Below are 23,269 nucleotides of genomic sequence, written 5' to 3'. Positions count from 1 at the left end.
ACTTGATGAGTTAACTCATTATCTAAGCGTTCTATCCGACTCATTCGCTCTGTAATCGTTTGGCTCGCTTCTTGTAAAACAATTTGTTGTGCTGAATGAGGCAAGACCAATTCAGTCAACCAGCGAAGGTGAGGGGCACTCCAATTATCCTTTGTTTTACAATTGATATTGTTACGCAGTAACATGGCTTTGAGTTGGTACTTGGCGTCTTTTAAATCCTTCATTGCCACTTCACGCGCCCGAGATAAGTCGCGTACGGCTTCATCTTCCGGCTCTGGTACATAAATCGGCGTGAGATCTTCAGACTTAAGCAGTTTGGCTAACATCATCGCATCACGCTTATCAGTTTTAATTCTATCCCCTGGTTTTTTAGGTATGAGTGAGGGGGCAACCACATAACAGCAGTGTCTTAGGCTAGTAAGTAAACGGTAAATCCAGTAACCACAAGGACCGGCTTCATACACAAAATGTAAGGTCGCCTCAGGGTATTTAGATTCAAACTGACGAACAAGCTTTTTAATCGCAATCTTACTTGTTGCTTGCCGCCCTAGATGAGTAGGTTTTGCTCCACGTTGGTCTTCAATGTAAGCCACTTCAACGAACTCTTTGTGAGTATCAAGGCCAATAAAAAGTATGTTATGTTTACTCATGCTGCTCTCCTTTTATTAGTTTGTTTAGCGCAACTATTATGGCTCAGGCTTTTAGTTAACCTACGAAAATTGGAGAGCAGCACCTTTAAAGGTGGCTCGTGGGGAGTCATTATGTCTATATGGCAAACCAAGCATGCCCAAACTCAGAGTAGTGAAACTGCTGTCTTTAGCACAGTTGGAACAGCTAAATACGCAACGTGTTTTGGCATATTTAGATAAGCTAAACAGGTGTGAAGATTCATTGAGCAAATCAGATCTTGATGAAGAAAACATTGAACAAGTTCATGGAATTATCTTTAAGGACAGTGAAGAGTGGCAAGCTCAGTATCGTCTAGTAAAATCAGTTTTAGAAAACCGACCAAACATTTGAGGTGTGCGTCACTTGCCATATAACAAAACAAATCAACTTCACCCTTGTCAGGGGCGGACGCCAACTCGCTGGCTCTTTTTGTATTTTAGCCAGCAAGCTGGCGCCGGTTATTTGAAACGTTATATCTACTAGGTGCAGTCTTGAAGGCCATATTCTCTCTTATACTATTATTGCTTAGCAATACTGCCTTTTCAGACGATGAGAGCGGAGTTTCAAATAATCGTCTAAACAAGTACTTCCATACTGACTTAGACTACGAAGCATTCTTCAATGAGCTTAAAGCAGGTTTATTGTCTGGGGATAAAGAAAAAGTTGCTTCATTAAACCTCTACCCTATTAGAGTTAATTATCCTGAAAAAAGTGTCTACTATGATACTGTGGAAGAGTTTATTGATAATTATGACAAAATTATTCGAACAGAAATGCTAAGCAGAGTTGAGAAGCAAGAATTTAGCTCATTGTTTTATAATTACAATGGAATGCATATTGGTTTTGGTGACATTTGGTTTAGTGGTATATGCGTCGATGGTGAATCTTGTGAAAGCCTATCAATAAACGTTTGGGCATATAGTGTTTTATCAATTGAAGAAAAGTAGGTATAACAAAACAAGTCAACTTCACTCCTGTCGGGGTCGGACACAAACTCGCCGGCTCTTTTTCGATTTTAGCCAGCAAGTTTGTGCCGGTTATTTGAGACGTTGAGACTGTAGAAAAACCCCAAATAAGCTCAAAAAAACATCACTTTCACTTCCCCCCGATCACACTTTGTGATCAAATAGGTATTACCAAACAGGCTCAGGAGGCCTTGGTTATGCCACGATTTATGCCCCTCAATTATCAACAACATTCGATGGTGGTGATTAATTATCTCGACCAACTTTAGGCCGGTACGTTAGAACACGCCATTCATTATTTGATTGAAGAGAAGTTGGATTTGTCGGTGTTTTATCCGAAGTATAAAAATGATGCCACGGGGCGCTTGGCTTATGATCCCGCAGCGCTATTAAAGATTGTGTTGTTTGCTTATTCCAAAGGGATAACGTCGAGTCGAGAAATTCAATGGTGCTGTGAAACCAATATCATTTTCAAAGCCTTGTCGTGTGATAGCGTGCCGCACTTTACGACGATAGCGGCATTTATCAGCGGACGTAAAGATGAGATTGCATCAGTGTTTGAGCAAATTTTATTGATATGCCAAACGCAAGGTTTGCTGGGCAATGAGTTGTTTGCGATTGACGGGTGTAAGATGTCATCGAATGCATCAAAGGAGTGGTCGGGGACGTTTAAGGAGTTAGAGGAGAAGCGGGATAAACTAAAGCGCCACATTCGCTATCAATTGGATTTGCACGAGCGCTTAGATAACACCGATACAGCAGAGGAAGCCAAGCAGCAACGCGTTCAACAAACCATCGATACCTTGAATAAAGCACACGATAAGGTTGATAAATTTCTCAATCACAAAGACGCTACGCCGCGGATGGGCACAGGCAAGCGCCCAAGGGAAGTGAAATCCAATATCACGGATAATGCGTCAGCGAAGATGACCACCAGTAAAGGTACGATACAGGGGTATAATGTGTCCTGCACGAAGTGTTACGGCGGTGGATAAAAAGCACCAAGTAATAGTAGATGCACAAGTGTTTGGCAGTGGTCAGGAGCAGCATACCTTGAAGCCCATCCTTGATACTATTCAATCTCGTTACAAACGCTTGGGCATAAGCGACGATATATTGGGCGAGCAAACCATTGTGACCGCAGACACGGGCTTTGCCAGTGAGAGCAATATGGCGTATCTGCATGAGCCCAATATCAACGCCTACATTCCCGATAATCAATTTAGGTCACGAGACCCGAAGTTCAACGAGCAGAAAGCCAAATACGGCAAGCGTCATCAAGACAAGAAAGTCCGCAAGAAAATGACAATCCCTGCCAGTGAGTTTCAGTTTGACCCGGTGAATAAGACATGTATTTGCCCAGCAGGTGAGCAAATAAGCTTTAGAGGGATAAGAGAAAACACCGAAGGTATTCAGACAGCGTACTTCGAAGGGAAATTGTTGCAATGCCGTAACTGTGAGAAGAAACACAAATGTATGCACAACCCCAAGTCAGCAGACCATCGCAAAGGGGCGGGTAGGCAGGTGTCGTTTCGGCTAGCGACGGACAGAGAGCCAACATATACGGATTGGATGACAAATTCATCGGGAATGAATTTGAACAACGTTAGCTGGCCCCGCAGGGGGGAGTCTCATGGATGAGACGAATAACCAACGGGTAGATAGCGACAGAGGCAAACAAATCTATAGCCATCGCATGAGTGTGGTGGAGCCGGTGTTTGGCAATATCGGCACAAACAAAAAGCTCAATCGCTTTAGCTTACGCGGCAAAGACAAGGTGCAAGGACAGTGGCACTTGTTCTGTTTGATACACAATATAGAAAAGCTACACCACTACGGACAGTTAGCGGCCTGAGCTAGGATAAGTCGATATTGAGTACCCATAAAAAACGCCCTTAGACACCACAATCTACAAGGCATAGCGCCGCATTTTTTAAAACGCACCCATAAAAATCCAAATCATTGCAAAATCGGTTTTATCGAGGCAAAGTAGTGCTCATTAAGAAAACACACTCGGTGGTAGGAAATGATGATTGGATATTGGGTTTTTCTACAGCCTCGTTATGTGTACCTAAAAAGTTTGCGATGAAGTATTTTAATGGTGATAGGGTTCGAATGATTCGGCATGCTGATTGGAAACAGGATGCTATAGCAACTATTGTCTCAACAAAGCCTCTTAAGCGAGCACTGCCAGATAATACCGATGATTGGGAATACTGGATTGAATTTGATTTTCCACAATATGATTTAACCGATGAAATGAATGATGATAGGGAACGTAGCTACGATTCCTGCACAGTTTTAGAGCGTTATCTTGAGCCTATTAAAGTAGATACAACATAACAAAAACATTAAGCACGTTCGCTGCCGCTCACTGGGACGCAAACTCGCTGGCTGCTTCGCATTATAGCCAACGATTTCGCGCCCCTTCTGTTAGAAGTCATGTTTCTTAATCGTTGCGTTTCATTGCAACCTTGTAAACTTTTCCTTTGTCTCGTTTTCATACTGAAATCACAGTAACTGTAATGATCTCGTTATTAACTTCGTAAACTAAGCGGTAACCTGCTTGTCTCAGTTTGATTTTGTAAAGTTCATTGGCACCTGATAATTTAGCACTTTGTATATGTGGGTTTTCTATAACTTCAGCTAATTTTTTCTTAAATTGGTTTTGAACTGTTGCACCAAGTTTTTTCCATTCTTTAAGAGCTGATTTTTTAAATTCAAGCTCATAAGTCATTTATGTCTACCTTGATACTTGCTTCATTTTTTCGGTTTTCTGCAATAGCTGATAACTCTAAATCTTCAACATGATCCATCAAAAATTCATAAGTCTCTGCGGGTACGCAATAAAACGCTGGCTCATTTCGGTTTAATACCGCAATAGGGTCACCATTAGCACTTAAGGCAACTTTCATAGGGTTGGCTTTTAATTCACTAATACTTGCGGCGGCTTCAGTTAGTATTCTAGTTGTCATGCGTTACTCGGTGCTTTAAAGTGGTCGTTTATTAAGTCTAATTATAGCGCCCGAAACATAACAAGGCAATGCAACGGACAAAAAAAGTTGGCTTCCCTCACTTCGTTCGTTATTGTAGCCAAACTGTTTTATTGCCGCTGATTGCGCGTTATACCCTTTGAAGGAAAAGGAAACATATTATGATTTCAATAGAGTTTTTACTCACGTCTTTGGTGGTAGTTCTAATTCCCGGAACTGGAGTTTTGTATACCGTTGCAACTGGCCTTTTCATAGGGAAGAGAGCTAGTATTTTTGCCGCAATCGGATGTACTCTGGGCATCGTTCCGGCTCTCTTGGCGAGTTCATTGGGTCTTGCTGCTCTTTTTCATACCAGCGCTCTCGCCTTTGTGGTTGTAAAGTATGTTGGCGCAGCGTATTTACTTTATCTAGCGTGGCAGATGTGGAGATCGTCCTCTCCACTTTCTGTAAAAGGTGAACAACCAAACTCAAGATTTACTGGTATCGTCATAAAAGGATTTCTACTAAACATTTTAAACCCCAAACTTTCAATATTCTTTTTAGCTTTCTTGCCTCAATTCATCCCTAGTTCAGTCGATAGCGCCTTAGTCAGTATGCTTACGCTTGGTGCAGTATTCATGCTAATGACGTTTGCTGTTTTTCTTGTGTATGGTTTTTTGTCAGGCAGTTTCAGCGAGTTAATCGTAAAGTCAGAGAGAGCAAGTATTGCTCTACAAAAACTTTTTGCCACTAGCTTTGCAGCACTTGGTCTCAAGTTGGCGTTTAGTGAACGGGTATAACAGACGCTTAAGTCGTTCGCCAAGAGCGGGCTCACTGGGACACAAAGTTAGTTGCCAAAAGGAAATTTGAATTTGAAGAGTATTATTCTAGGATTGTGTTTACTGAGCTTCGTAGCATTGGCAGATAGTCCACCAGAATGTAATAGTGATTATCCGCTCAATGCGGCTGAAAAAGGGATTGAAGGCTACGTTCTAATGAAGTTTTCTATCAGCAAAGAAGGAAAGCCTGTTGATATCGAAGTGATTAATGCTGAACCGGCGAATGTTTTTGACGAAGTTTCAATATGCAGTCTTTCTAAATGGGTATACAAACCCAAGTTAGTCGACGGAAAACCAGTTAAACAAGAGGGCTTAAAAGTTCAGTTGGATTGGACATTAGAATAAGATGAAAACTAACAACAAAATCAAACCCCGCTTCGCTCGCGTATAGTTGCCATTTATTTTAAAGGTTATTTGCCGTAGTGATATCGTAGTTGCGCAATCATTATAGAATCATCGGATGCTTTATAAACGAATCGGTGCTCATCGTTGATTCTTCTAGACCAATAGCCAGCTAACCCGTGCTTTAATGGTTCAGGTTTTCCAAGTCCTTCATAAGGGCATCTAGATATATCTTTAATTAGCGTATTTACTCTTTTTAGCATCTTTTTATCTGTACTTTGCCAGTACAAATAGTCGCTCCATGCGGTAGATGAAAAAATTAGCTTCATTCAATCAGTTCCTTTTCTGAGCCCTTTCCATCTTCTAATTCGGCAATGGAGCTCAATAATTTCCTAGCGTTCTCAGGTGAACGCAGCAAATAAGTTGTTTCTTCCATTGCTTGATAATCTTCTAGAGACATCATCACAACAGAGGGTTGAGTCTTTCTTGTAATAATGACGGGAGCATGATCATTACATACTTGCTCCATCGTTGTTGCAAGTTTAGCCCTTGCTGCGGTATAACTTATAGCGTCCATAATTGCTCTCTGGTACAGTTAGTTGTACATAGTATAACGACAAATAACAAAAACTTGAAGCGGACAAAAATAAAAAGCAATTTTCGCTGTTTAAGTGAGTATTATATGCCTAGGAGCGCTAATGTCAGTAATCGCTAATACACCTAAACCTCCATACTTTGCTGTTATTTTTACATCCACAAGAACTGAGGATGATAACGGTTATGGAAAAATGGCTGATAGAATGGTCGAGCTAGTCGAGCAACAACCTGGATTTTTAGGTTTAGAATCCGCAAGAGAAGATGTTGGTATAACGGTTTCTTACTGGGCAGATCTAGATTCAATTAAAAATTGGAAAGCGAACTCTGAACATTTAGATGCTCAAAAAGCTGGTCGCAAGTCTTGGTACGATTCTTTTAAGGTTCGAATTTCAAAAGTAGAACGAGATTACGGCATATAATAAATTGTTAGCTTTATTAGGTAGTTAGATATGGATGATATGTTTTTATTAATTTCTCTCGTTATTATTATTGCTATCGATTCCGTGTTTGGCCTTGGCATATCTAGTCGGTATAAAACAAAAACGGTCTTTGATATCGAGTTTTGACGAAACAGCATATAATGACCCTCGACGTGTTGCGCAAATTATAGGGTTTGGTGTCTTTCTGACAGGCTTTTTTACTGCTATTTCAGTCATAGCTTGGGGGATGGGTATGATTTCACTTACCCATGTCGGCATCGTCTTTTGCATTGCCGTTGCTGCGCCTTTGTTTACTAGTTTGTATACTCAGCTCGTTTGTACTTGTGAAAAAAGCTAACAAAAAAATTGAAGCGGACACTGCCAAGAGCGGGTAGCCCCGCTTAATTTGGTGTTGAGGCTGTAGAAAAAGTAGACTTCGAATTTAGATATTAAAAGTGCTCTAATTTTTGAGCTGTTTTCGCGTTGCTACGTGAATATCGGATAGGTTGAACCATTAAACAGCATAAATAATTGACGTAGAACACGATATTTTTATGACGTTTTAGTTTTTCTACAGCCTCGTTATGTTTCGGTTGATACTGATTGAAGGTTCAAGTGTTTGGTAAAGGGTATAAAGTCTTTGTCAGCAAATAGCAGTGGGATACGTTTATTTATGCAAAATGTTGCAATTATAACGTCAGCGGTTTTTCTTATAGTTATGCCACGCTTTCTTAACACTCGATAATTTTCAGCTGCATTTATCGCTATTTCTGGTGAAAGCATACTAAACTGAGGTAATACTTGTAGGTGTTCTTTCGCTGTTGCATAGTCTTTGTCAGAACGAAACCCTTGAAGTATCTCTAATAAGATTAAATCACCAATGGCCACACTATCATTACTCAAAGCTGTATCTAACAAATTAGTTTCTTGTGTCTCAACACCATTAAAGTAATCAATCCAAACACTAGTGTCTACCAATATCATTCACTAGTTCTCATATCATTAAGATCGCCTTCCCAATCTAACCTTCCTCTAAGAGAGCGAATCTTAGCTTGCTTTCTGAGTCTGATTAATGCTTTCAGGCCTTCTTCTACAGCTTCTTTTTTGGTTTGTAGACCAGTCGCACTAAGCGCGTCTGCCATTAATTTATCGTCGATGACAATGTTAGTTCTCATGTTGCACCTATGTGTAAAGAATGGTAAGTTTATACACATTATGACTCAGTTGAAAAAACATAACAATAGATTGAAGACGGATAAAAATAATAGAGCAAATTTTTACCGCTTAATCAGGTGTTGAGACTGTAGAATTAGTCGTTTTTGACTCCCTGAACTCGAATTTTAGGCGGCTAAAATCAGAGCGAGTGAATTATAGAAGATATAAAACACGCCAAGCAGCTAAAGCAGATATCATAGACTATATTGAACCGTTCTATAATCAAAAAGGGCGCCATGCTACGCTGGGCAATATATCGCCAGCGGAATATGAGCTAAACTATTTAAAAACAGCCTAACTGGGTGTCTAAGATCATTAGACCGTTACAGTCAGTGTGGTGTCGGGAAAAAGGACTCCATCCCGAACAAATTAACCTGTGGCGCCAAGCCTGCCCTCAATATCACTGAAGTTGAGAAGCATGCAATGACCATTTCTTAAACAGATCTGAGGTTAAGTAGTAAAGCCCTTATTTGTACACCCTTATTTCCAGTATAAATCAGTAATAAGGGCTATTTTTATGTAATGCCTAGTAACTTTTTATACTGCGCCTTTTTTTGGGCAATATGAGGGCCATTGGGTTTCAGTGCTTGTGCAGTGCATATGAGCTCATATGCTAAGTTAAGATCTACCTGTTCAAGCGATATTGCCGCTTCTTTCAGATGCGCAGCTGCTTCTATTTTTTTGCCATGGACTGCTTTTCTTTCATATGCATTAAATACGGACAACGCTTTTTTATCATCGACGTACTTTAACAAATTCCGTAATACCTTTAATTCAGTGGATGAACTCATTTTTATGGTATCTAAAGTTTTGTTGTACCTTTTGATTATCAGCTCTCTCGCGGCGTCGATATCAGGCAATAAATCATATTTAGCACACCACTTTTTAAACGTTGTATGGCGTTCACTAAATGCGCTAATAGCAATAGTTTCTGAACGTTTTGTCTCTGTAGGAGATATGTATCCATTTCTATTATTTTTAAATGCTGACTTGATGTTCCCTGCTCTCTTAGGCCGTCCGCGTAATAGCAACGAAATATATTCTTTTTGGCTTCTATACAATCTGTGCACTACAAAGAAATCTTCAGTTTTATTTTTGAAAAACGGTTCCCTTACTGCAGATGCATTTTTGTGATATTGCGGAAAATCCCATGTTCGGCCATCTGCCAAGTAGTATTTCTCATCTGGTACATAAACATTATGGATATCGACAGTACTTATTGGTAAGTGAGTAGCAAATAAGGTCTTCACTTGCCTTAGAGTGCGCCCTTTTAAATCCTCTTCATAAATGGAAGAGAAGGGTTTTTCGTTCGTTTTGCCCAACCAATTAAAAGAAAAGATATTTTTGCCAGGGTGACGTTTCAAAAAGTCTTTTACTGATATATCTTGATCTTTAGCGATCCAAAATTCATCGATATCCAAATACATTAAGTGGGTAAATTTGTTTTTCCGGGCACTTTCTAGCGCATCTGCATACACATGTTCCTGAGGGAAGCTCTTTCCATCAGCAAAATAAGTATCTGAGTCTATAAAATTAACGCTACTAAGCGTTTTAAGCTTATTTGCGATTTCCCATGTATTGTCAGTGGTATTGTTGATATGTATGTCTATTGAATCAAAGCCAACATTAAGATGATGAAATATCCATTCTGGTAAATAGGCCGCTTCATCTTTGGCAATAGCGACGAGTTTTACTCTCATTAATGAGTTGTCCTTAAGCTGTTGTTTTGCATAACGTTCGATTTGTAGAATTATACCTTAAGTTATATACAGATTGCAGGGCTGTTGAAAGTATTTCGGTAATTTTGAATAGTTAAAGATTTCGTGAATAAGTAAAAGATTCCGACTATAATCTCAGTATGGATAGCCCATACTGAATATCAAAAAAAAGGCATAAATGACAAAAGGTTATTGGATAGTAAGAGCAGATATTACCGATGCAGAAAAATACAAGGAATACGCTGCAAAGGCACCCTTGGCTGTAGCAAAATTTGGTGGGAAATTTATTGTTCGCGCAGACGAATCCATACTTGTAGAAGGAGCTACTCGGTCCCGTAATACCCTGATTGAGTTTCCATCGTATCAAGCCGCTATAGATTGCTGGGAGTCGTCAGCGTATCAAGATGCTAAAAAGTTAAGATTGAATGGTGGCGATTTGGATATCGTCATCATTAAAGGACTTACCTAAACAACGATAACCTTGCTAAATCGCAATGTTACGTTGTACATGATTTACGGAATTTGTATTTAGTGCAAGCCTTTTTAAAGACTTGCACTATAAACAGTATCTGTTTTCAAAGTGCTCTACATTGACTGAGCGCTGCGTTTCATATCGATATTTATGATTGGCTTTTTGTTAGTGCCTGATCAATATCAGCCAAAATGTCATCAATATGTTCAATACCGACCGAGATTCTTACCATGTCGTCACTCACGCCAGTACTTGCGAGTTCTTCAGAATTGAGTTGACGGTGAGTTGTACTTGCTGGGTGGCAAGCCAGTGATTTTGCATCGCCAATATTTACCAAACGTAGAATGAGTGCCAGCGCATCTATGAATTTAGCCCCAGCGACAGTACCACCCTTTATACCAAAACTAACGATACCAGCCGCTTTTCCTGCACAGATTTTGTTGCACACGTCGTTGTATTTGCTATCTGGCAGTGCTGCATAATTTACCCAACTGACTGCCGCATGTGATAGTAAATGACCCGCAACTTTTTCAGCGTTTTCGCAGTGCCTTTCCATTCTGAGTGCTAGTGTTTCAAGGCCTTGCATAATATTAAACGCACTTTGGGGTGACAATGCAGCGCCTGTATTGCGCAGTGGCACAACTCGACATCTGCCAATGTATGCAGCATCGCCAAGCGCTTCTGTATAAACGACACCGTGATATGACGGATCTGGCGTAGTCAGCATACTAAACCTGTCTGCGTTAGCCGTCCAATCGAAGTTACCTGAATCAACAATAATTCCGCCGACGGTAGTGCCATGCCCGCCGATATATTTGGTGAGTGAGTGGACAATTATGTCAGCTCCAAAATCAAATGCTCTGCATAAGATTGGTGTCGCTACAGTGTTGTCCACTATTAGAGGGACGCCCGCAGCATGTGCAATATCTGCCCATTTTTGAATGTCTACAATGTTACCAGCCGGGTTACCAATTGACTCACAGAAAACGGCGCGAGTATTACCATCAATGGCATTTGCTAATCCATCAAAATCATCAGAGCCAACAAATTTTGTTTCGATACCTTGTCTTGGAAAGGTATGAGCAAAAAGGTTGTATGTACCGCCATACAGCTGACTTACACTTACTATGTTTGTTCCTGCTTCTGCAATGGTCTCAATCGCATATCGGATAGCTGCCATACCAGAACCTACTGCTAATGCACCAATACCACCTTCTAATTCTGTAAGACGTTGCTCAAGGACGGCATTTGTCGGGTTCATTATTCGGCTATATATATTGCCCGCTACTTTTAGGTTAAATAAGTCGGCGCCATGTTGTGTATCGTCGAAAGTAAATGAGGTGGTTTGATAAATGGGTACTGCCGCTGCTTTTGTGGTTTCTTCACTTTTATAGCCTGCGTGAAGTGCAATTGTTTCTGGTTTCATGTCCTGATCCTTACGCTTGTATATGTTGTTTACAAAAATGATAGATGGAAATGGCTTAACTACTCTAAAGCAATCGGTATAATCTTCAACAAACCATCAATAACTTCGTTGTGAGTCATTTGTTTAAACCAGTCATGGCATTTGCGTTAGTTAGCGTGTTAACTGTTTTTGGCGCCATATTCGCCGAGAGTGCCGCGTGCGCGAAAGAAAATGCCACTAAGGCTGACAAGCGCATCAAAACAGAAATATCGCTCACTGTGGCTGTAGCTAGTAACTTTTTTGTTCCTTTACAACATTTGCTTGAATTGCCTTCAGCGCCCAAAGAACTAAATGTAAAGCTCGTTGTTGGTTCAAGTGGTTCACTTTATGCGCAGGCGATTCATGGCGCACCATTTGATATATTTCTTGCTGCGGATAAAGATAGGCCGCAAAGCTTAGCAAAGAAGCAGAGTAATCGAGCAGTCCCTTTTACCTATGCTTATGGGCGTTTAGTGATATACCCTGCGGAGCAAGGCATGCGTCTCGCCAAACTCAATGAGGCAAAACGGGTGGCTATTGCTAACCCTAAACTTGCGCCATACGGACAGTCTGCACATGCTTTTTTAGCTAAGCAAAATATAAGTGAGCCTAAGATAGTTTACGGTAACAATGTGTCCCATGCTTTTCAGTTTGCAGATACTGGTAATGTGGACTTTTCGATTACGGCGGAATCCTTGTTAATACATGCCTTTGCTATTTCGAAAAAGCAAAAATACCGTCGTTATCTATCACTGCCCGCCAACACTTATCCTCAGATTGAACAGCAAGGTATTATTTTGATAGGAAATAAGCGCGATGCTCACTTGTCAGCGGCAGAAGTCTTTGTCGACTTTCTGTTGTCCGGAGCTGCGCAGTCTAGATTGAGTACCTTAGGGTATGAACCCGTGAGCTCTTCAGTCCCAGGTAAATTGGGCTTGTTGAATTTTATGGTAGGGAACAAAAATTGACAGACTATTCTGCCATAGCATTAACGTTTACCTTAGCTAGTTTAACCGTTGTGATTCTGATTTTTGTTGGGTTGCCATTTGCATGGGCGTTAAGTCGCTATCAAGGAAGACTAAAACCTTATATTGAAGCACTTATTTCACTTCCACTTGTGCTACCACCCACGGTGTTGGGTTTCTATTTGTTAGTGGCATTCTCGCCAGATACTGCGCTAGGCACTTTTTGGATAATGCTGACAGGTGAGCAATTTGTATTTAGTTTTGCGGGTATTTTGGTCGGTTCAATCATATATTCCATGCCTTTTGTCATGCAGCCGTTAAATGCTGCATTTGAACAACATGCAAGTAATACATTTAGCGTTGCGACTACCTTGGGAATTAGCCGTATAAAGACGTTTTTTCTTATATTATTGCCACAGATTAAACCGTCTATCATCACTGCTATCACATTAGGTTTCGCGCATACCTTGGGAGAATTTGGTTTAATCCTAATGATTGGAGGGAATATTCCAGGAGAAACTCAAGTGGTTTCTATTGCCTTGTTTAACCACGTTGAAACGCTCAATTATGCAAGTGCACATGAACTTGCGGCCATATTGCTAGTTTCAAGTTTTGTAGTGCTCGTGTTGTTGTATCGTTTTAATCGACTCGCTAAGCCGTCTTTATCATCTCCCGCAGAAAAGCTACCTAGGCATACCAAAGGAGAGCATGAGTGAATAAAGTTTTACATCTTATGCTGAAAGTGAATGCGCATTCATTCGCAATAGATACTGAATTGGAGATAGATTTATCTCGTGGTCCAATTGGATTAATCGGTGTGTCAGCGTCGGGCAAATCGACTTTTTTGAAGTCTATTGCAGGCATTCAGTCATGTGAATCGCTAAGTGCATCATTTGCGGATTGGTCTTGGGAAGGCGGCGCCGGAGAGGCCAACCCCTGCACATATGTGTCAAACACGCATGGTTTATTTGAACATTTGTTAGTTAAAGATAATTTGCAACTCGTGGTGGACCACTCAACATTCTCAAACATAAAACCTATAGCATATGAACATATTGTGTCGCAGCTTAATTTAAGTGATTTGTTAATAAAATCTGTATCAAGTTTGTCGGGAGGAGAAACACAAAGAGTACTCATTGCGCGAGCACTGTTGTCAGGCAAACCGATATTACTCTTAGATGAAGTGTTTACAGCGATGGATTGGCGTACTCGCCAATATGTATTGCAATTGCTTCCTACATGGCAAACCGACTATGGCCGATGTTTTGTCATTGTCAGTCACGCCATTCATGATTTAGCGCAGTCATGTGCAAGTGCTTGCTTAGTAAAAAGTGGCGTGTTCAGCAAGCAATATGATATTAACTTAGCTTTGCAGCATTATTTTGAAGATAATGAAGAACATTTATTCTCAAATGTTGAGGTGCAATTTAGGCAAACGGATGACGTTTTTTGCGTACATGAATATGTGCTCTGTGGTTCGGAGCAATCAATATTTGTTAAAACAGCGCACCAATCTAAAATATGCGCTAAGCATATTGCTACCTTGCAAATCGATGCTGACAAAGTGAGTTTACGATATCCCTCTACTGTAAAATCTTCAATCTTAAACAGCTTGCAAGGTACTGTAGTTGCGCTTCAAGAACAAGCAGATAAGGCAACAGTCACTTTGGATGTCGACGGGCAGCTATTCTATTCGACCATATCAAAAAAATCACTGCATACTATGCAAATCGAATTGGGCAAGACCTTGGTTGCTGAGTTCAAAGCGTAAATTCGTATCGTTTGCCATCTGAACATATATCTACGTCGATATACGAATACCAGAATACCCATTCGTTGAGATAAACGCTCTAATTCGCTGAAATACCATATTTACTAGCTCAAGGTACAGTTATACCACGCTGTATGTTTCTCTATGATCGCCTAAATATTGGCAAATATCACAAGTATGCACATGAAATTACGTTTAGTGACAGTTAGTGAGAATGAGCAACAATTGCCAGAGTTTATTGAGAGAGCCTAATTATGCAAATGAACAAGGGATTGTTCCGGGAACAAGCAATACGTCATCAATCGGCAAAATTAGATGGTGAAGTGACTATTGCGCAGCCATTGCGAACAAATGTCCTATTAACTAGTTTGTTGCTTGTCGTCGTTGCGGTTTGTGTGTTTTTATTCACGGCTGACTTTAATCGAAAAGCAACCGTGCAGGGCTATTTAAAACCGAAAGCTGGATTAGCAAAAGTTATTAGCCCTAGACACGCAGTCATTAAAGAAATATTGGTTGAAAACGGTCAGCAAGTGAGCAAAGGTGATCCGTTAGCAGTATTGCAATCATCTACTGTATTGGCTGATGGGAACAACCTTTCGACGATACTCAGCGAATCGTTGAGCGCACAAATATCCGCATTGCGACAACGCAAAGCGGAGTACTTTTCGCAACAATCGATTCAGCATTCTTCGCTAGAAGAACAATTAAGCATTCATCATAAAGAAGCCACTGAAAATGACGCGTTGGCGAGGATACTCTCATCTCGGTTGGACATTCAAAACGCGCAGTTGGATCAGATGCTAACACTATCAAGTGAAGGTGCTGTAAGCCGCCGCGAACTGCAAGCGCAACAAGATAGCGTACTAGCAGTGAAGCAGCAGTTGTCAGGCGTGTTTACGCAACAACAACAGCTAAATTTGCGTATTAGCCAGATAGAAAATCAGTTTGCGCAGTTGCCGTCAGAAACGGCGCGTCAGGAAGCCCGGTTTGACGCTGAAGAAACAAGCCTTTTGCAGCAGAAAACAGAGGTCAATGCAAATAACCAAATATTAATTACTGCGCCCGTTGCTGGTCGAGTGACCAATTTTGCGCAGTCTGCTGGTGAAAATGTCAGCGCGCAAGCGGTGCTTTTAGCGATATTACCCGAAGGTACTCCGCTACAGGCTGTGTTACTAGTGCCAACAAGGGCTTTCGGTTTTGTGCAGGATGGACAACAAACTCGGATACGGTTTGACGCTTTTCCGTACCAACGTTTTGGTTTATTTGCTGGGCAAATAAGTCAGGCTGCGCGGCATATCGTCTTGCCTGGGGAAATGTCATTACCTGTCAATATTCAAGAGCCAGTTTACCCGGTTGAGGTGACGCTTTCTCAGCAAACGGTTCAAGCTTACGGGAACACAATGCACCTGCAATCAGGGATGCTTTTAAGCGCAGACATTGTACTTGAACAGCGTAGTTTACTGAGTTGGGTGCTAGAGCCGCTCATGAGCCTTAAGGGGACGCTGTAATACGTTTAGTTGACTAATCACTTATTACACTTAAAAGGAATTGAAATGAAACAAGCCGAAAATAAACAAATATCGACGATTGAAACAGTCTCAGCAATGAGTGAGCTGACGCACCTCGGTGATACGACCACGGTGTGCGGAGGCAGTAAATACATAGGTACAATTGACAATGGTATTTTTGAGTTACTTGGTAGTAGTCAAAATCGTTTCGCCGTTTGGCGTCAGTATCATCAAAAGCATGGTCAATGGCCGCAAGGCTTAAGTGAATTTGTGAGCATGAATGCTGATGGTTTAGCGCAAAAACATCCGTTTAATCAGCATTTTTTTACTCTGTTTAAGTAGACGGATATATAATGATTTATCAATCTGAAGCTGCAGAATGTGGCCTTGCTTGTATGGCGATGGTAGCGAATCACTTTGGGCACAAAGTTGATTTGACAACGCTTCGAAATAAATACAGCGTGTCGTTTAAAGGTGCAAATCTTCAACAATTGATGTCTTTGGCTGAACAGCTTGAATTTACTAGTCGTGCGTTGAAATTAGATTTAGATAATTTAAAAAACCTAAAAACGCCATGTATCTTGCATTGGGACATGAATCATTTTGTCGTACTTAAACGTGTAAAGCGAGCGAGCATCATCATTCTTGATCCGGCCATGGGTGAGCGCACAGTATCTATGGCCGAGGTTGACAAATCTTTTTCTGGAGTAGCGTTGGAATTGACGCCAAGTACCGAGTTTAAGAAAAAAGATGAGCGTGTCACGCTCGGTATTACGTCATTTTGGCACAAAATTGACGGGCTAATTCCTTCATTAAGTAAACTCTTTGTCTTGTCGCTTCTATTGCAGCTATTCGCAATTGCTGCGCCATATTATACCCAACTTGTCGTGGATGAAGTGTTAATCAGCCACGATAAATCATTGTTGGCAGTACTTGCGCTGGGGTTTGGTTTCTTGATGTTGGTACAAACGCTTACCCAAACCTTTAGATCGTGGGTCGTGCTGCATCTTAGTTCGGTGATGAGTGTTCAAATGTCTACTAACTTAATGCACCATGTCGTCAATTTGCCCCTTAGTTATTTTGACAAAAGGCACATGGGTGATGTGGTTTCGCGTTTCGGCTCTTTAGGCGCCATTCGTGACCTACTGACTAATAAACTCGTCGAGGGAGTGATTGATGGCTTAATGTCAATTGCGGTGCTCACCATGATGTTTTTGTATGACACAACATTGGCCTTTGTTGTTATTGCTGTCGTGGTATTGTATGCAATTTTGCGCTTCGTTCTATATAAGCCACTGCAACAGCTCACCGAAACCAGTATCATGGCATCAGCAAAAGAGCAAAGTAACTTCATGGAAACCGTGCGTGGTATGCAGAGCATAAAGTTGTTTGGACAACAAGCTCAGCGCCTAAACCTGTGGCAAAATCGGTACACCGAGGCAGTAAACCAAGAATATAAGCTCGGGCAATGGGGGATTTCTTATGAAACCATCAATGCACTTTTGTTTGGTGTGGAGAACATCCTGATTGTGTATTTAGCGGCCAGTGCCGTAATGGCCGGAGATATTAGTGTGGGTATGTTATTCGCTTTTATGGCTTACAAAAACCAATTTACCAGCAGAATGTCAGCACTAATCGGCAACTTGATAGATATCAAAATGACCGGATTGCATCTAGATCGAGTGGCAGATATCGCCTTGACAGAAAAAGAGAAAGACGGCGCTACTACACAGTTTAGAGAAATATCCGGTCAATTGAGTTTGAATAATCTACAATTTCGTTATGCAGACAACGAACCATTGTTGTTTGATGATCTTACCCTTGATATTAAAGCTGGCAGTCATATTGCTATTGTTGGCCCGTCTGGCACGGGGAAAACGACCTTAATGAAACTAATGCTAGGATTACTTTCGCCAGAAAGCGGAAAAGTCGAATCTGACAGTGTCCACATTGAACAGCTAGGTTTACGGCATTATCGCTCGCAAGTGGGCGCAGTTATGCAAGATGACCAATTGATGTCTGGTACGCTTGCAGAAAATATTAGTTTTTTTGACCCGCAAATGGACATGCAGCGCATAGCTGAATCAGCGCAATTAGCTGGTATTCATCAAGATATAGTTGCTATGAATATGGGCTACAATGCTTTAGTCGGCGATATGGGAAATGCCTTATCAGGTGGGCAAAAACAGCGCTTGTTGCTGGCTCGGGCGTTATACAGGAAACCGAAAATCCTGTTATTGGATGAAGCAACAAGCCATCTTGATTCAGCTTTAGAGCACTACGTGAACCAAGCAATGTTGCAACTCGATATGACTCGTATTGTAATCGCGCATAGAACCGAAACAATTTTGAATGCAGATACTATTTACCAATTAAATGAAGGTAAATTAACGGATATTACAGAGGAATATCGACAGATATTCATGCCAAAAGACGCAAGTTAAATGAAGGCGTTGGTAGACTGTTTTGACTTGTTCAACGCGAGCTACTGCCAACGGTTGGCGGCGTCTGTATCTTTTATATTTGCGTCTACCCAGCGCTCACCAGATTGTGTAAGCTCTTTTTTCCAAAAGGGCGCTTGGGTTTTTAGGTAATCCATTATAAATTGGGCTGCATCGAAGGCTTGTTCACGGTGTGGTGAGCTTGCGCCAACAAATACGATTTGTTCATTTACTTGCAAATCACCTACGCGATGAATCACGCTTACGTTGCCTAGTTGCCAGCGCTCTTTGGCTTGATTGACGATACCCTCAAGTGCACGTTCAGTCATACCTTCATAGTGCTCTATGTGCAAGCCTTTAACATTAAACCCTTGATTGAAATCTCTTACAAGGCCTGTAAACATTACCACTGCGCCATCTGAAGCGTTTTTTTCAATAAGGCGTTGATATTCTCTTCCTACATCAAAATCATGTTGTTGCACTGAGATCACGTTACCCTCCTGTCACAGGTGGGAACAACGCAATTTCATCGGTATTGCTTATGGGGGCTTGTTTACTGCAAAGGGTTTGATTAACCGCCACCAATAGGTCTTTGCGTTGTAACGCTTCCTGCCAATCCGAGTGTTGACTCACCAAATGCTCTATTAACCATGTAACATCTGCGTTGGATGGAATATGTATCTCCATTTCAGCGCATTTAAGTTGTTCTCTAAGGGATGCAAAAAACTTTATACAAGCCATTATTTAGCATCACTTTCATTTGGATGGGTCCAATCACCAGTTTTTCCACCCGTTTTACTCAATACACGAATACCTTCCATACGCATGGCTGGGTCTGACGCTTTGCACATATCAAATAAAGTGAGTAAGGCTACATTTACTGCCGTGAGCGCTTCCATTTCAACCCCGGTTTTGCCTGACAACTTGCACATTGATGTGACGCGTAAACGAGAATTCTCAGGTTCGATATCAATCCCTACGTCTACTTTTGAGAGCATGAGTGGGTGGCAAAGGGGAATAAGGTTACTGCACTGTTTCGCAGCCATAATGCCAGCAATTTTAGCCGTCGTAATAACATCCCCTTTTTTATTTTGGTGATGAATAATTTCGTCAAGTGTTGCGGCGTTCACGTAAATAAAGCCTTCTGCGGTGGCAATACGCGTTGTTGCCATCTTAGCCTCGACATCGACCATATTAGCATTGCCTTGGGTATCTACATGTGTGAGTTTACTCAATGTTGGCCTCGTGATAGCAAATGGCCAACAAAGTTACATGGTTTGTTGGTGCTATTTAGTTGGGGAGAAATGAGCGCCCAACCGGTTTTACAAGCGCCGGTAGAGCCGGGCAAGCAAAATATCGCGGTGTAATTCGATAGACCCGCAAGCGCGCGAGATTGGATGGTTGATGTCCCAATTTCATCGTAACTCTTCGCTCTGAATAATTCGCCAAAACCGTCGACTGTTTTGTCAAATAATGGGCTGATTGCTTCAGGTGTAGAGTCTCTAAACGTAAAACCGGTGCCCCCTGTCGTAACGATCGCTGTAATGCGCTCGTCGGCAATCCACTGTGAAATAATTGCACGCATTTGATAAATATCGTCTTTTACTATGGTTTTAGCCGCAATCTTATGGCCGTCATTTTCTATTGCTTCAACGAGATATCTGCCACTGGTGTCAGTATCTTCGTTGCGGGTGTCTGAAACGGTAAGTACCGCAATGTTCAAAGAAGCTTGTTCGCTCACTTTTTGTCCTCTTTAAGCCGTTTAATTCTGTGCCTGGCGCCGTGCTACTTGATAGTCACTTGGTTGGTTAATATTAATCCAATCGCCGCAACTATTGTCTAGTTTTTTTGCCTCAATTGCGTTGTAAAGCATACGTAGTGAAGGCCCTTTAGCATTTTTCGGTGGTAATATTGTGTTTAACCAGTTCAGGGCATTTTCAGTGTCATAAATAAACACAGGTAAATACAAATTCCCATAGTAGCAACTGGTTTTATGTGTTTGTCCATATTCTATTAGTTGCTGTAGTGCTGATGATGGCATGAAAGGCGTATCTACTGCGCTTACTAATAACGGTGTGGTACTCATATCTTTTTCAAGCCATGATAATGCTGCGTGAATACCGCTTGTAGGGCCCTTGTCAGTGTGAATGTCAGGAATGCAATTTGTTAATGTATTGTGGTTTATGAGTACATCCTCACAAGCACATGACAACAATAAGCGTTTGGTATGCTCAATAAACGACAAGCCATTAATATCTAATAATGCCTTGTCTTCACCCATACGACTGGATTTACCGCCAGCAAGAATCAGCCCCTTCATTTAACCGCCGAGCATCGCTAAGTGCGTCGTTGCGCCAGTGAATCGTTCATGAAGCTCATGCGATAGCTTTTTTATGCCCATTGCATTTTGCAATACTCGCGTAGTCGCTTCAATATCTCCGGAAATAAGAGATTGGCGGAGTGAAATCCCTTGTTCAGCAAACAGGCATAGATGCAATTTACCGAGTGCCGAAACGCGTAAGCGATTACAAGTGTTACAAAAATCTTTGGCGTAAGGCATGATAAGCCCGATACTGCCAGCATAATCGGGATGTTTATAGACTTTAGCTGGGCCAGCAAGCGCGTCTCTTGGCTCTTCTATCCAGCCACGAGAAAACAATTGTGTTTGAATGAACGCGCCAGACAAGTGATTTTTTTCAAAATATTCAGCGTTGTCACCCGTTTCCATTAATTCGATAAAGCGAATCGATATCGGGCGCGATTTTATATATTTGAAGAAAGCGTCGAGTTGTTGAGGCGTGTAGTCTTTTAGTAATACGGCATTTAGTTTTACTTCTTGAAGTCCTAGCGCAGTGGCTTTATCAATGCCGTCTAAAATACTGGTGAGTTGTTTAGAACCTGTAATACTCTCAAAGGCTCTAGGGTCGATACTATCTACGCTAACATTCAGGTGTGTTAAGCCAGCATCTCGCCATGTTTGAATATCACGTTCGAGCTTGTAGCCATTGGTGGTAAGCGCAACTCGTTCAATGCCTGGCGTGTGTGCACAAAATTCAATAATGTCAGGTAGGTCTTTACGTAAACTCGGTTCTCCACCGGTTATTCTGATTTTTTTAGTGCCTAATTCGGCAAATGCGCTCACGAGTGTTTTGATTTCTAACATTGAAAGGAAGTCGCGGGAAGAACCACATTGATAGCCATCAGGTAAACAGTAGTCACACCTAAAGTTGCATACATCGGTGATTGATAAGCGTAAATATTCAAATTTACGACCAAAGTTATCCGTTAACATTAATTCTCCGCAGTTTATCCCATGTTATTCATACATCAGCAATACTCGCACTGATAACACTCACGCGGGTTTTCTCTCTTACGTGAGCGACCCATCGTTGGGATTACTTAGGACAACAAGCCCTACACATTGCATCTTAATGAAAATGAGTGTTAATACAACACTACAAATATTAAGGTTGTTATGCAGATTTTACCACAAACTGCATAGGTCAACACGTCTTAGATAAACCGTAACTCATTAGTTTGGAAGTTTTCCAAATTAGGGAACGTATTTGCAATTTCTTCCTCACTTAAACCAAACCAACGGCCTAGAGGGGACGCAAATTGTTCGATTGAAACACTGGGAATAAGCCTACCGTTACCCGCGTCTTTATCATGCTCAAAGGCGGGCGGCGGGATGTCACCTAAAATCTGTTGACCAATGACTGCATCACCGACTACAAAGTGGTGCCCCCCCCAGCCATGGTCTGTGCCGTCACCATTTACGGTAAGTGTGCGTCCAAAGTCAGATGCCGTGAAAAGTGTTACATCTGAACCTAACCCCAACGACTGCATAGACCGGTAAAATGCGTCGATACTTTCGTCAACTTGTTCAAGCAATTTAGGTAAGTTTGAGGCTTGATCAGAATGCGTATCAAAATTACCAATGCCTACGAAAAACACTTGCCGATTCACATTTAGATTGTTGCGCATTGAAATACTTTCGGCAATGACTCGTAGCTGCTGTCCCAGGGGAGAGGCAGGAAAGCTTGTAGTTAATGGCTCAGATTCATTTTTTGAACGATTGTACTTTTCATTTGCCGCCAATGAATTTTGCATCAAATTGATGACATCTTGTGTGATTAAATGGCTTGTCTCATTAATTTCACCTGAAAAGTGCGCACGAAGTTGTTGGTACAATCGTTGGTCGAAGGTATCTTCGGAGTTTTCGAATCGTTTAAGTAATTGAATACTCGCGGCTCCATCAGTACTGATTTGGTATGGTCTCGCAAGTGTTCCGGTCAGGAATAAAGCATCTGAGCTACTGCTGATTGTACTAAAATCAACGCTTTGCGCAGGGTTTTGCGCAATGGCAGCATCGGCAAATAGACCACCCCACCCAAATTGAGCACCCTCGGGAGCATTTGCTTGCCACACGGACTGCTGATCATTGTGAGAAAATAAGCGCGGCGGCAGTAATACACTGTTTTCCTCAAAGCTCTTACGATCAGTCGGTCTTATTAATGGCCCTACATTACCAATTATCGCGGCATTGCCCTCGTCAAACAGTTTTTTAATCCTGCTCAACTCTGGCGGCAAGGCAAATTCTCTAGCGCCAAATGTACTTTGATTTAAAGGAAACAAGGGCAGTAAGTTTTCTCGCTCTCTATTTGCCCCTTGAGGACTTAGTAAACTTTCTCTAATTGCTGCATAGGCTTGCCAGTTTTCTTCATCATAGGGCAGAACTACTTCGTGATTGTCTAAGCCGCCAAACAAGAAGACACATACGAGCGCTTTGTAATCGTCATTCTCTTGAGCAGAGGCACTAAACGATGTTAGTGTGCTAGTGACGGTGCTTAAACTTGCCAGAGATAGCGCACTAGCGCTAGTTGCTTTTAGGAATTTACGTCGGTCGAGTTTTTTCATTTTATACTTTCC

General features: G+C 41.5%; 30 protein-coding genes and 2 pseudogenes. 15 read left to right on the top strand and 17 right to left on the bottom strand.

What is annotated here, in order from left to right; genetic code table 11:
* Window positions 1-650: IS110 family transposase (locus QQK00_RS01565; protein ID WP_284215730.1), on the bottom strand; the 650-nt coding region annotated here is incomplete at its 3' end.
* 133 nt (window positions 651-783) lie between these two features.
* On the opposite strand from QQK00_RS01565, the gene QQK00_RS01560 reads away from it, so the two are divergent.
* The 4 genes and pseudogenes from QQK00_RS01560 (at window position 784) to QQK00_RS01535 (ending at window position 3,977) form a co-directional block, all read left to right on the top strand.
* A complete protein-coding gene (locus tag QQK00_RS01560) occupies window positions 784-1,020 on the top strand; it encodes a hypothetical protein (RefSeq protein WP_284215729.1) in 237 nt (78 codons plus the stop codon).
* Between the two features lie 140 nt (window positions 1,021-1,160).
* Window positions 1,161-1,616 (top strand): hypothetical protein, encoded by a 456-nt coding sequence (locus tag QQK00_RS01555; RefSeq protein ID WP_284215728.1) that lies wholly within the window; start codon window positions 1,161-1,163, stop codon window positions 1,614-1,616.
* A 215-nt stretch (window positions 1,617-1,831) separates the two neighbouring features.
* Window positions 1,832-3,489 (top strand): annotated as a pseudogene (locus tag QQK00_RS20465) (transposase).
* 137 nt (window positions 3,490-3,626) lie between these two features.
* The gene (locus QQK00_RS01535) at window positions 3,627-3,977 is read left to right on the top strand and encodes a hypothetical protein (RefSeq protein ID WP_284215724.1); all 351 of its coding nucleotides are present in this window, start codon (window positions 3,627-3,629) and stop codon (window positions 3,975-3,977) included.
* Window positions 3,978-4,134: 157 nt separating this feature from the next.
* Here the strand turns inward: QQK00_RS01535 and QQK00_RS01530 are convergent, their stop codons facing one another.
* Both QQK00_RS01530 and QQK00_RS01525 read right to left on the bottom strand, forming a co-directional pair.
* Entirely contained in the window at window positions 4,135-4,371 is a 237-nt protein-coding gene (locus tag QQK00_RS01530; protein WP_284215723.1) for a type II toxin-antitoxin system RelE family toxin, read from the bottom strand.
* On the bottom strand, window positions 4,361-4,609 hold the full coding sequence (locus tag QQK00_RS01525; RefSeq protein WP_284215722.1) for a type II toxin-antitoxin system Phd/YefM family antitoxin: 249 nt from the start codon (window positions 4,607-4,609) through the stop codon (window positions 4,361-4,363). Before QQK00_RS01525 ends, QQK00_RS01530 begins: the two co-directional genes overlap by 11 nt.
* A gap of 179 nt (window positions 4,610-4,788) precedes the next feature.
* Here QQK00_RS01525 and QQK00_RS01520 point away from each other — a divergent pair, with 179 nt between their 5' ends.
* Together QQK00_RS01520 and QQK00_RS01515 are read left to right on the top strand one after the other, a co-directional pair.
* Window positions 4,789-5,406 (top strand): LysE family translocator, encoded by a 618-nt coding sequence (locus tag QQK00_RS01520; protein ID WP_284215721.1) that lies wholly within the window; start codon window positions 4,789-4,791, stop codon window positions 5,404-5,406.
* A 72-nt stretch (window positions 5,407-5,478) separates the two neighbouring features.
* A complete protein-coding gene (locus QQK00_RS01515) occupies window positions 5,479-5,790 on the top strand; it encodes an energy transducer TonB (protein ID WP_284215720.1) in 312 nt (103 codons plus the stop codon).
* 65 nt (window positions 5,791-5,855) lie between these two features.
* On the opposite strand, the gene QQK00_RS01510 is transcribed toward QQK00_RS01515, so the two are convergent.
* Window positions 5,856-6,116 (bottom strand): Txe/YoeB family addiction module toxin, encoded by a 261-nt coding sequence (locus QQK00_RS01510; RefSeq protein ID WP_284215719.1) that lies wholly within the window; start codon window positions 6,114-6,116, stop codon window positions 5,856-5,858.
* On the bottom strand, window positions 6,113-6,364 hold the full coding sequence (locus tag QQK00_RS01505) for a type II toxin-antitoxin system Phd/YefM family antitoxin (RefSeq protein WP_284215718.1): 252 nt from the start codon (window positions 6,362-6,364) through the stop codon (window positions 6,113-6,115). Before QQK00_RS01505 ends, QQK00_RS01510 begins: the two co-directional genes overlap by 4 nt.
* A gap of 121 nt (window positions 6,365-6,485) precedes the next feature.
* On the opposite strand from QQK00_RS01505, the gene QQK00_RS01500 reads away from it, so the two are divergent.
* Window positions 6,486-6,803, top strand: a complete 318-nt coding sequence (locus QQK00_RS01500) for an antibiotic biosynthesis monooxygenase family protein (protein ID WP_284215717.1) — start codon at window positions 6,486-6,488, stop codon at window positions 6,801-6,803.
* Between the two features lie 48 nt (window positions 6,804-6,851).
* Here QQK00_RS01500 and QQK00_RS01495 read toward each other — a convergent pair whose 3' ends face one another.
* The 3 genes from QQK00_RS01495 to QQK00_RS01485 all read right to left on the bottom strand — a co-directional run bounded on the left by QQK00_RS01495 (window position 6,852) and on the right by QQK00_RS01485 (window position 7,978).
* The gene (locus QQK00_RS01495) at window positions 6,852-7,094 is read right to left on the bottom strand and encodes a hypothetical protein (RefSeq protein WP_284215716.1); all 243 of its coding nucleotides are present in this window, start codon (window positions 7,092-7,094) and stop codon (window positions 6,852-6,854) included.
* Window positions 7,095-7,385: 291 nt separating this feature from the next.
* Window positions 7,386-7,787: a type II toxin-antitoxin system VapC family toxin gene (vapC, locus tag QQK00_RS01490; protein WP_284215715.1), complete on the bottom strand. Its 402-nt coding sequence runs from the start codon at window positions 7,785-7,787 to the stop codon at window positions 7,386-7,388.
* A complete protein-coding gene (locus tag QQK00_RS01485) occupies window positions 7,784-7,978 on the bottom strand; it encodes a type II toxin-antitoxin system VapB family antitoxin (protein ID WP_284215714.1) in 195 nt (64 codons plus the stop codon). Before QQK00_RS01485 ends, vapC begins: the two co-directional genes overlap by 4 nt.
* A 164-nt stretch (window positions 7,979-8,142) precedes the next feature.
* Between QQK00_RS01485 and QQK00_RS01480 the strand changes: the two are divergent.
* Window positions 8,143-8,316: pseudogene (locus QQK00_RS01480) on the top strand (IS3 family transposase); the annotation flags it as partial.
* A 217-nt stretch (window positions 8,317-8,533) separates the two neighbouring features.
* On the opposite strand, the gene QQK00_RS01475 reads toward QQK00_RS01480, so the two are convergent.
* Complete coding sequence (locus QQK00_RS01475) at window positions 8,534-9,718, bottom strand: glycosyltransferase family 2 protein (RefSeq protein WP_284215713.1); 1,185 nt, start codon at window positions 9,716-9,718, stop codon at window positions 8,534-8,536.
* 196 nt (window positions 9,719-9,914) lie between these two features.
* On the opposite strand from QQK00_RS01475, the gene QQK00_RS01470 reads away from it, so the two are divergent.
* Window positions 9,915-10,205 carry a DUF1330 domain-containing protein gene (locus QQK00_RS01470; RefSeq protein WP_284215712.1) on the top strand — a complete coding sequence of 97 codons (291 nt, stop codon included), beginning with the start codon at window positions 9,915-9,917 and terminating at the stop codon, window positions 10,203-10,205.
* A gap of 151 nt (window positions 10,206-10,356) precedes the next feature.
* On the opposite strand, the gene QQK00_RS01465 is transcribed toward QQK00_RS01470, so the two are convergent.
* Window positions 10,357-11,634: an O-acetylhomoserine aminocarboxypropyltransferase/cysteine synthase family protein gene (locus tag QQK00_RS01465; protein WP_284215711.1), complete on the bottom strand. Its 1,278-nt coding sequence runs from the start codon at window positions 11,632-11,634 to the stop codon at window positions 10,357-10,359.
* Between the two features lie 119 nt (window positions 11,635-11,753).
* On the opposite strand from QQK00_RS01465, the gene modA reads away from it, so the two are divergent.
* The 6 genes from modA to QQK00_RS01435 all read left to right on the top strand — a co-directional run bounded on the left by modA (window position 11,754) and on the right by QQK00_RS01435 (window position 18,340).
* A complete protein-coding gene (modA, locus tag QQK00_RS01460) occupies window positions 11,754-12,620 on the top strand; it encodes a molybdate ABC transporter substrate-binding protein (protein WP_284215710.1) in 867 nt (288 codons plus the stop codon).
* A complete protein-coding gene (gene modB, locus QQK00_RS01455) occupies window positions 12,617-13,333 on the top strand; it encodes a molybdate ABC transporter permease subunit (RefSeq protein WP_284215709.1) in 717 nt (238 codons plus the stop codon). The genes modA and modB overlap by 4 nt, the downstream gene beginning before the upstream one ends.
* Complete coding sequence (locus QQK00_RS01450; RefSeq protein ID WP_284215708.1) at window positions 13,330-14,388, top strand: ATP-binding cassette domain-containing protein; 1,059 nt, start codon at window positions 13,330-13,332, stop codon at window positions 14,386-14,388. The genes modB and QQK00_RS01450 overlap by 4 nt, the downstream gene beginning before the upstream one ends.
* Before the next feature lie 254 nt (window positions 14,389-14,642).
* Window positions 14,643-15,896 (top strand): beta-barrel domain-containing protein, encoded by a 1,254-nt coding sequence (locus QQK00_RS01445; protein WP_284215707.1) that lies wholly within the window; start codon window positions 14,643-14,645, stop codon window positions 15,894-15,896.
* A 45-nt stretch (window positions 15,897-15,941) separates the two neighbouring features.
* Window positions 15,942-16,238, top strand: a complete 297-nt coding sequence (locus tag QQK00_RS01440; protein ID WP_284215706.1) for a hypothetical protein — start codon at window positions 15,942-15,944, stop codon at window positions 16,236-16,238.
* Between the two features lie 11 nt (window positions 16,239-16,249).
* A complete protein-coding gene (locus tag QQK00_RS01435; RefSeq protein ID WP_284215705.1) occupies window positions 16,250-18,340 on the top strand; it encodes a peptidase domain-containing ABC transporter in 2,091 nt (696 codons plus the stop codon).
* A 41-nt stretch (window positions 18,341-18,381) separates the two neighbouring features.
* Here the strand turns inward: QQK00_RS01435 and moaE are convergent, their stop codons facing one another.
* From moaE to QQK00_RS01400, 7 genes are all read right to left on the bottom strand, one after another.
* Entirely contained in the window at window positions 18,382-18,828 is a 447-nt protein-coding gene (gene moaE, locus QQK00_RS01430) for a molybdopterin synthase catalytic subunit MoaE (protein WP_284215704.1), read from the bottom strand.
* A gap of 1 nt (window position 18,829) precedes the next feature.
* A complete protein-coding gene (gene moaD, locus QQK00_RS01425; RefSeq protein ID WP_284215703.1) occupies window positions 18,830-19,078 on the bottom strand; it encodes a molybdopterin converting factor subunit 1 in 249 nt (82 codons plus the stop codon).
* A complete protein-coding gene (moaC, locus tag QQK00_RS01420; protein ID WP_284215702.1) occupies window positions 19,078-19,572 on the bottom strand; it encodes a cyclic pyranopterin monophosphate synthase MoaC in 495 nt (164 codons plus the stop codon). Before moaC ends, moaD begins: the two co-directional genes overlap by 1 nt.
* Window positions 19,569-20,078, bottom strand: coding sequence for a molybdenum cofactor biosynthesis protein B (moaB, locus tag QQK00_RS01415; protein ID WP_284215701.1), 510 nt, complete (start codon window positions 20,076-20,078; stop codon window positions 19,569-19,571). The genes moaC and moaB overlap by 4 nt, the downstream gene beginning before the upstream one ends.
* A 21-nt stretch (window positions 20,079-20,099) precedes the next feature.
* Window positions 20,100-20,657 carry a molybdenum cofactor guanylyltransferase gene (gene mobA / locus QQK00_RS01410; RefSeq protein WP_284215700.1) on the bottom strand — a complete coding sequence of 186 codons (558 nt, stop codon included), beginning with the start codon at window positions 20,655-20,657 and terminating at the stop codon, window positions 20,100-20,102.
* Complete coding sequence (gene moaA / locus QQK00_RS01405) at window positions 20,658-21,629, bottom strand: GTP 3',8-cyclase MoaA (protein WP_284215699.1); 972 nt, start codon at window positions 21,627-21,629, stop codon at window positions 20,658-20,660. It abuts the gene before it with no gap.
* A gap of 221 nt (window positions 21,630-21,850) precedes the next feature.
* Window positions 21,851-23,257 (bottom strand): DUF1501 domain-containing protein, encoded by a 1,407-nt coding sequence (locus QQK00_RS01400; RefSeq protein ID WP_284215698.1) that lies wholly within the window; start codon window positions 23,255-23,257, stop codon window positions 21,851-21,853.
* Between the last annotated feature and the right edge of the window lie 12 nt (window positions 23,258-23,269).

The organism is Agaribacter marinus (assembly GCF_030160655.1).
GTDB lineage: Bacteria > Pseudomonadota > Gammaproteobacteria > Enterobacterales > Alteromonadaceae > Glaciecola > Glaciecola marina.
This window is presented reverse-complemented; position numbering and strand designations above follow the sequence as displayed.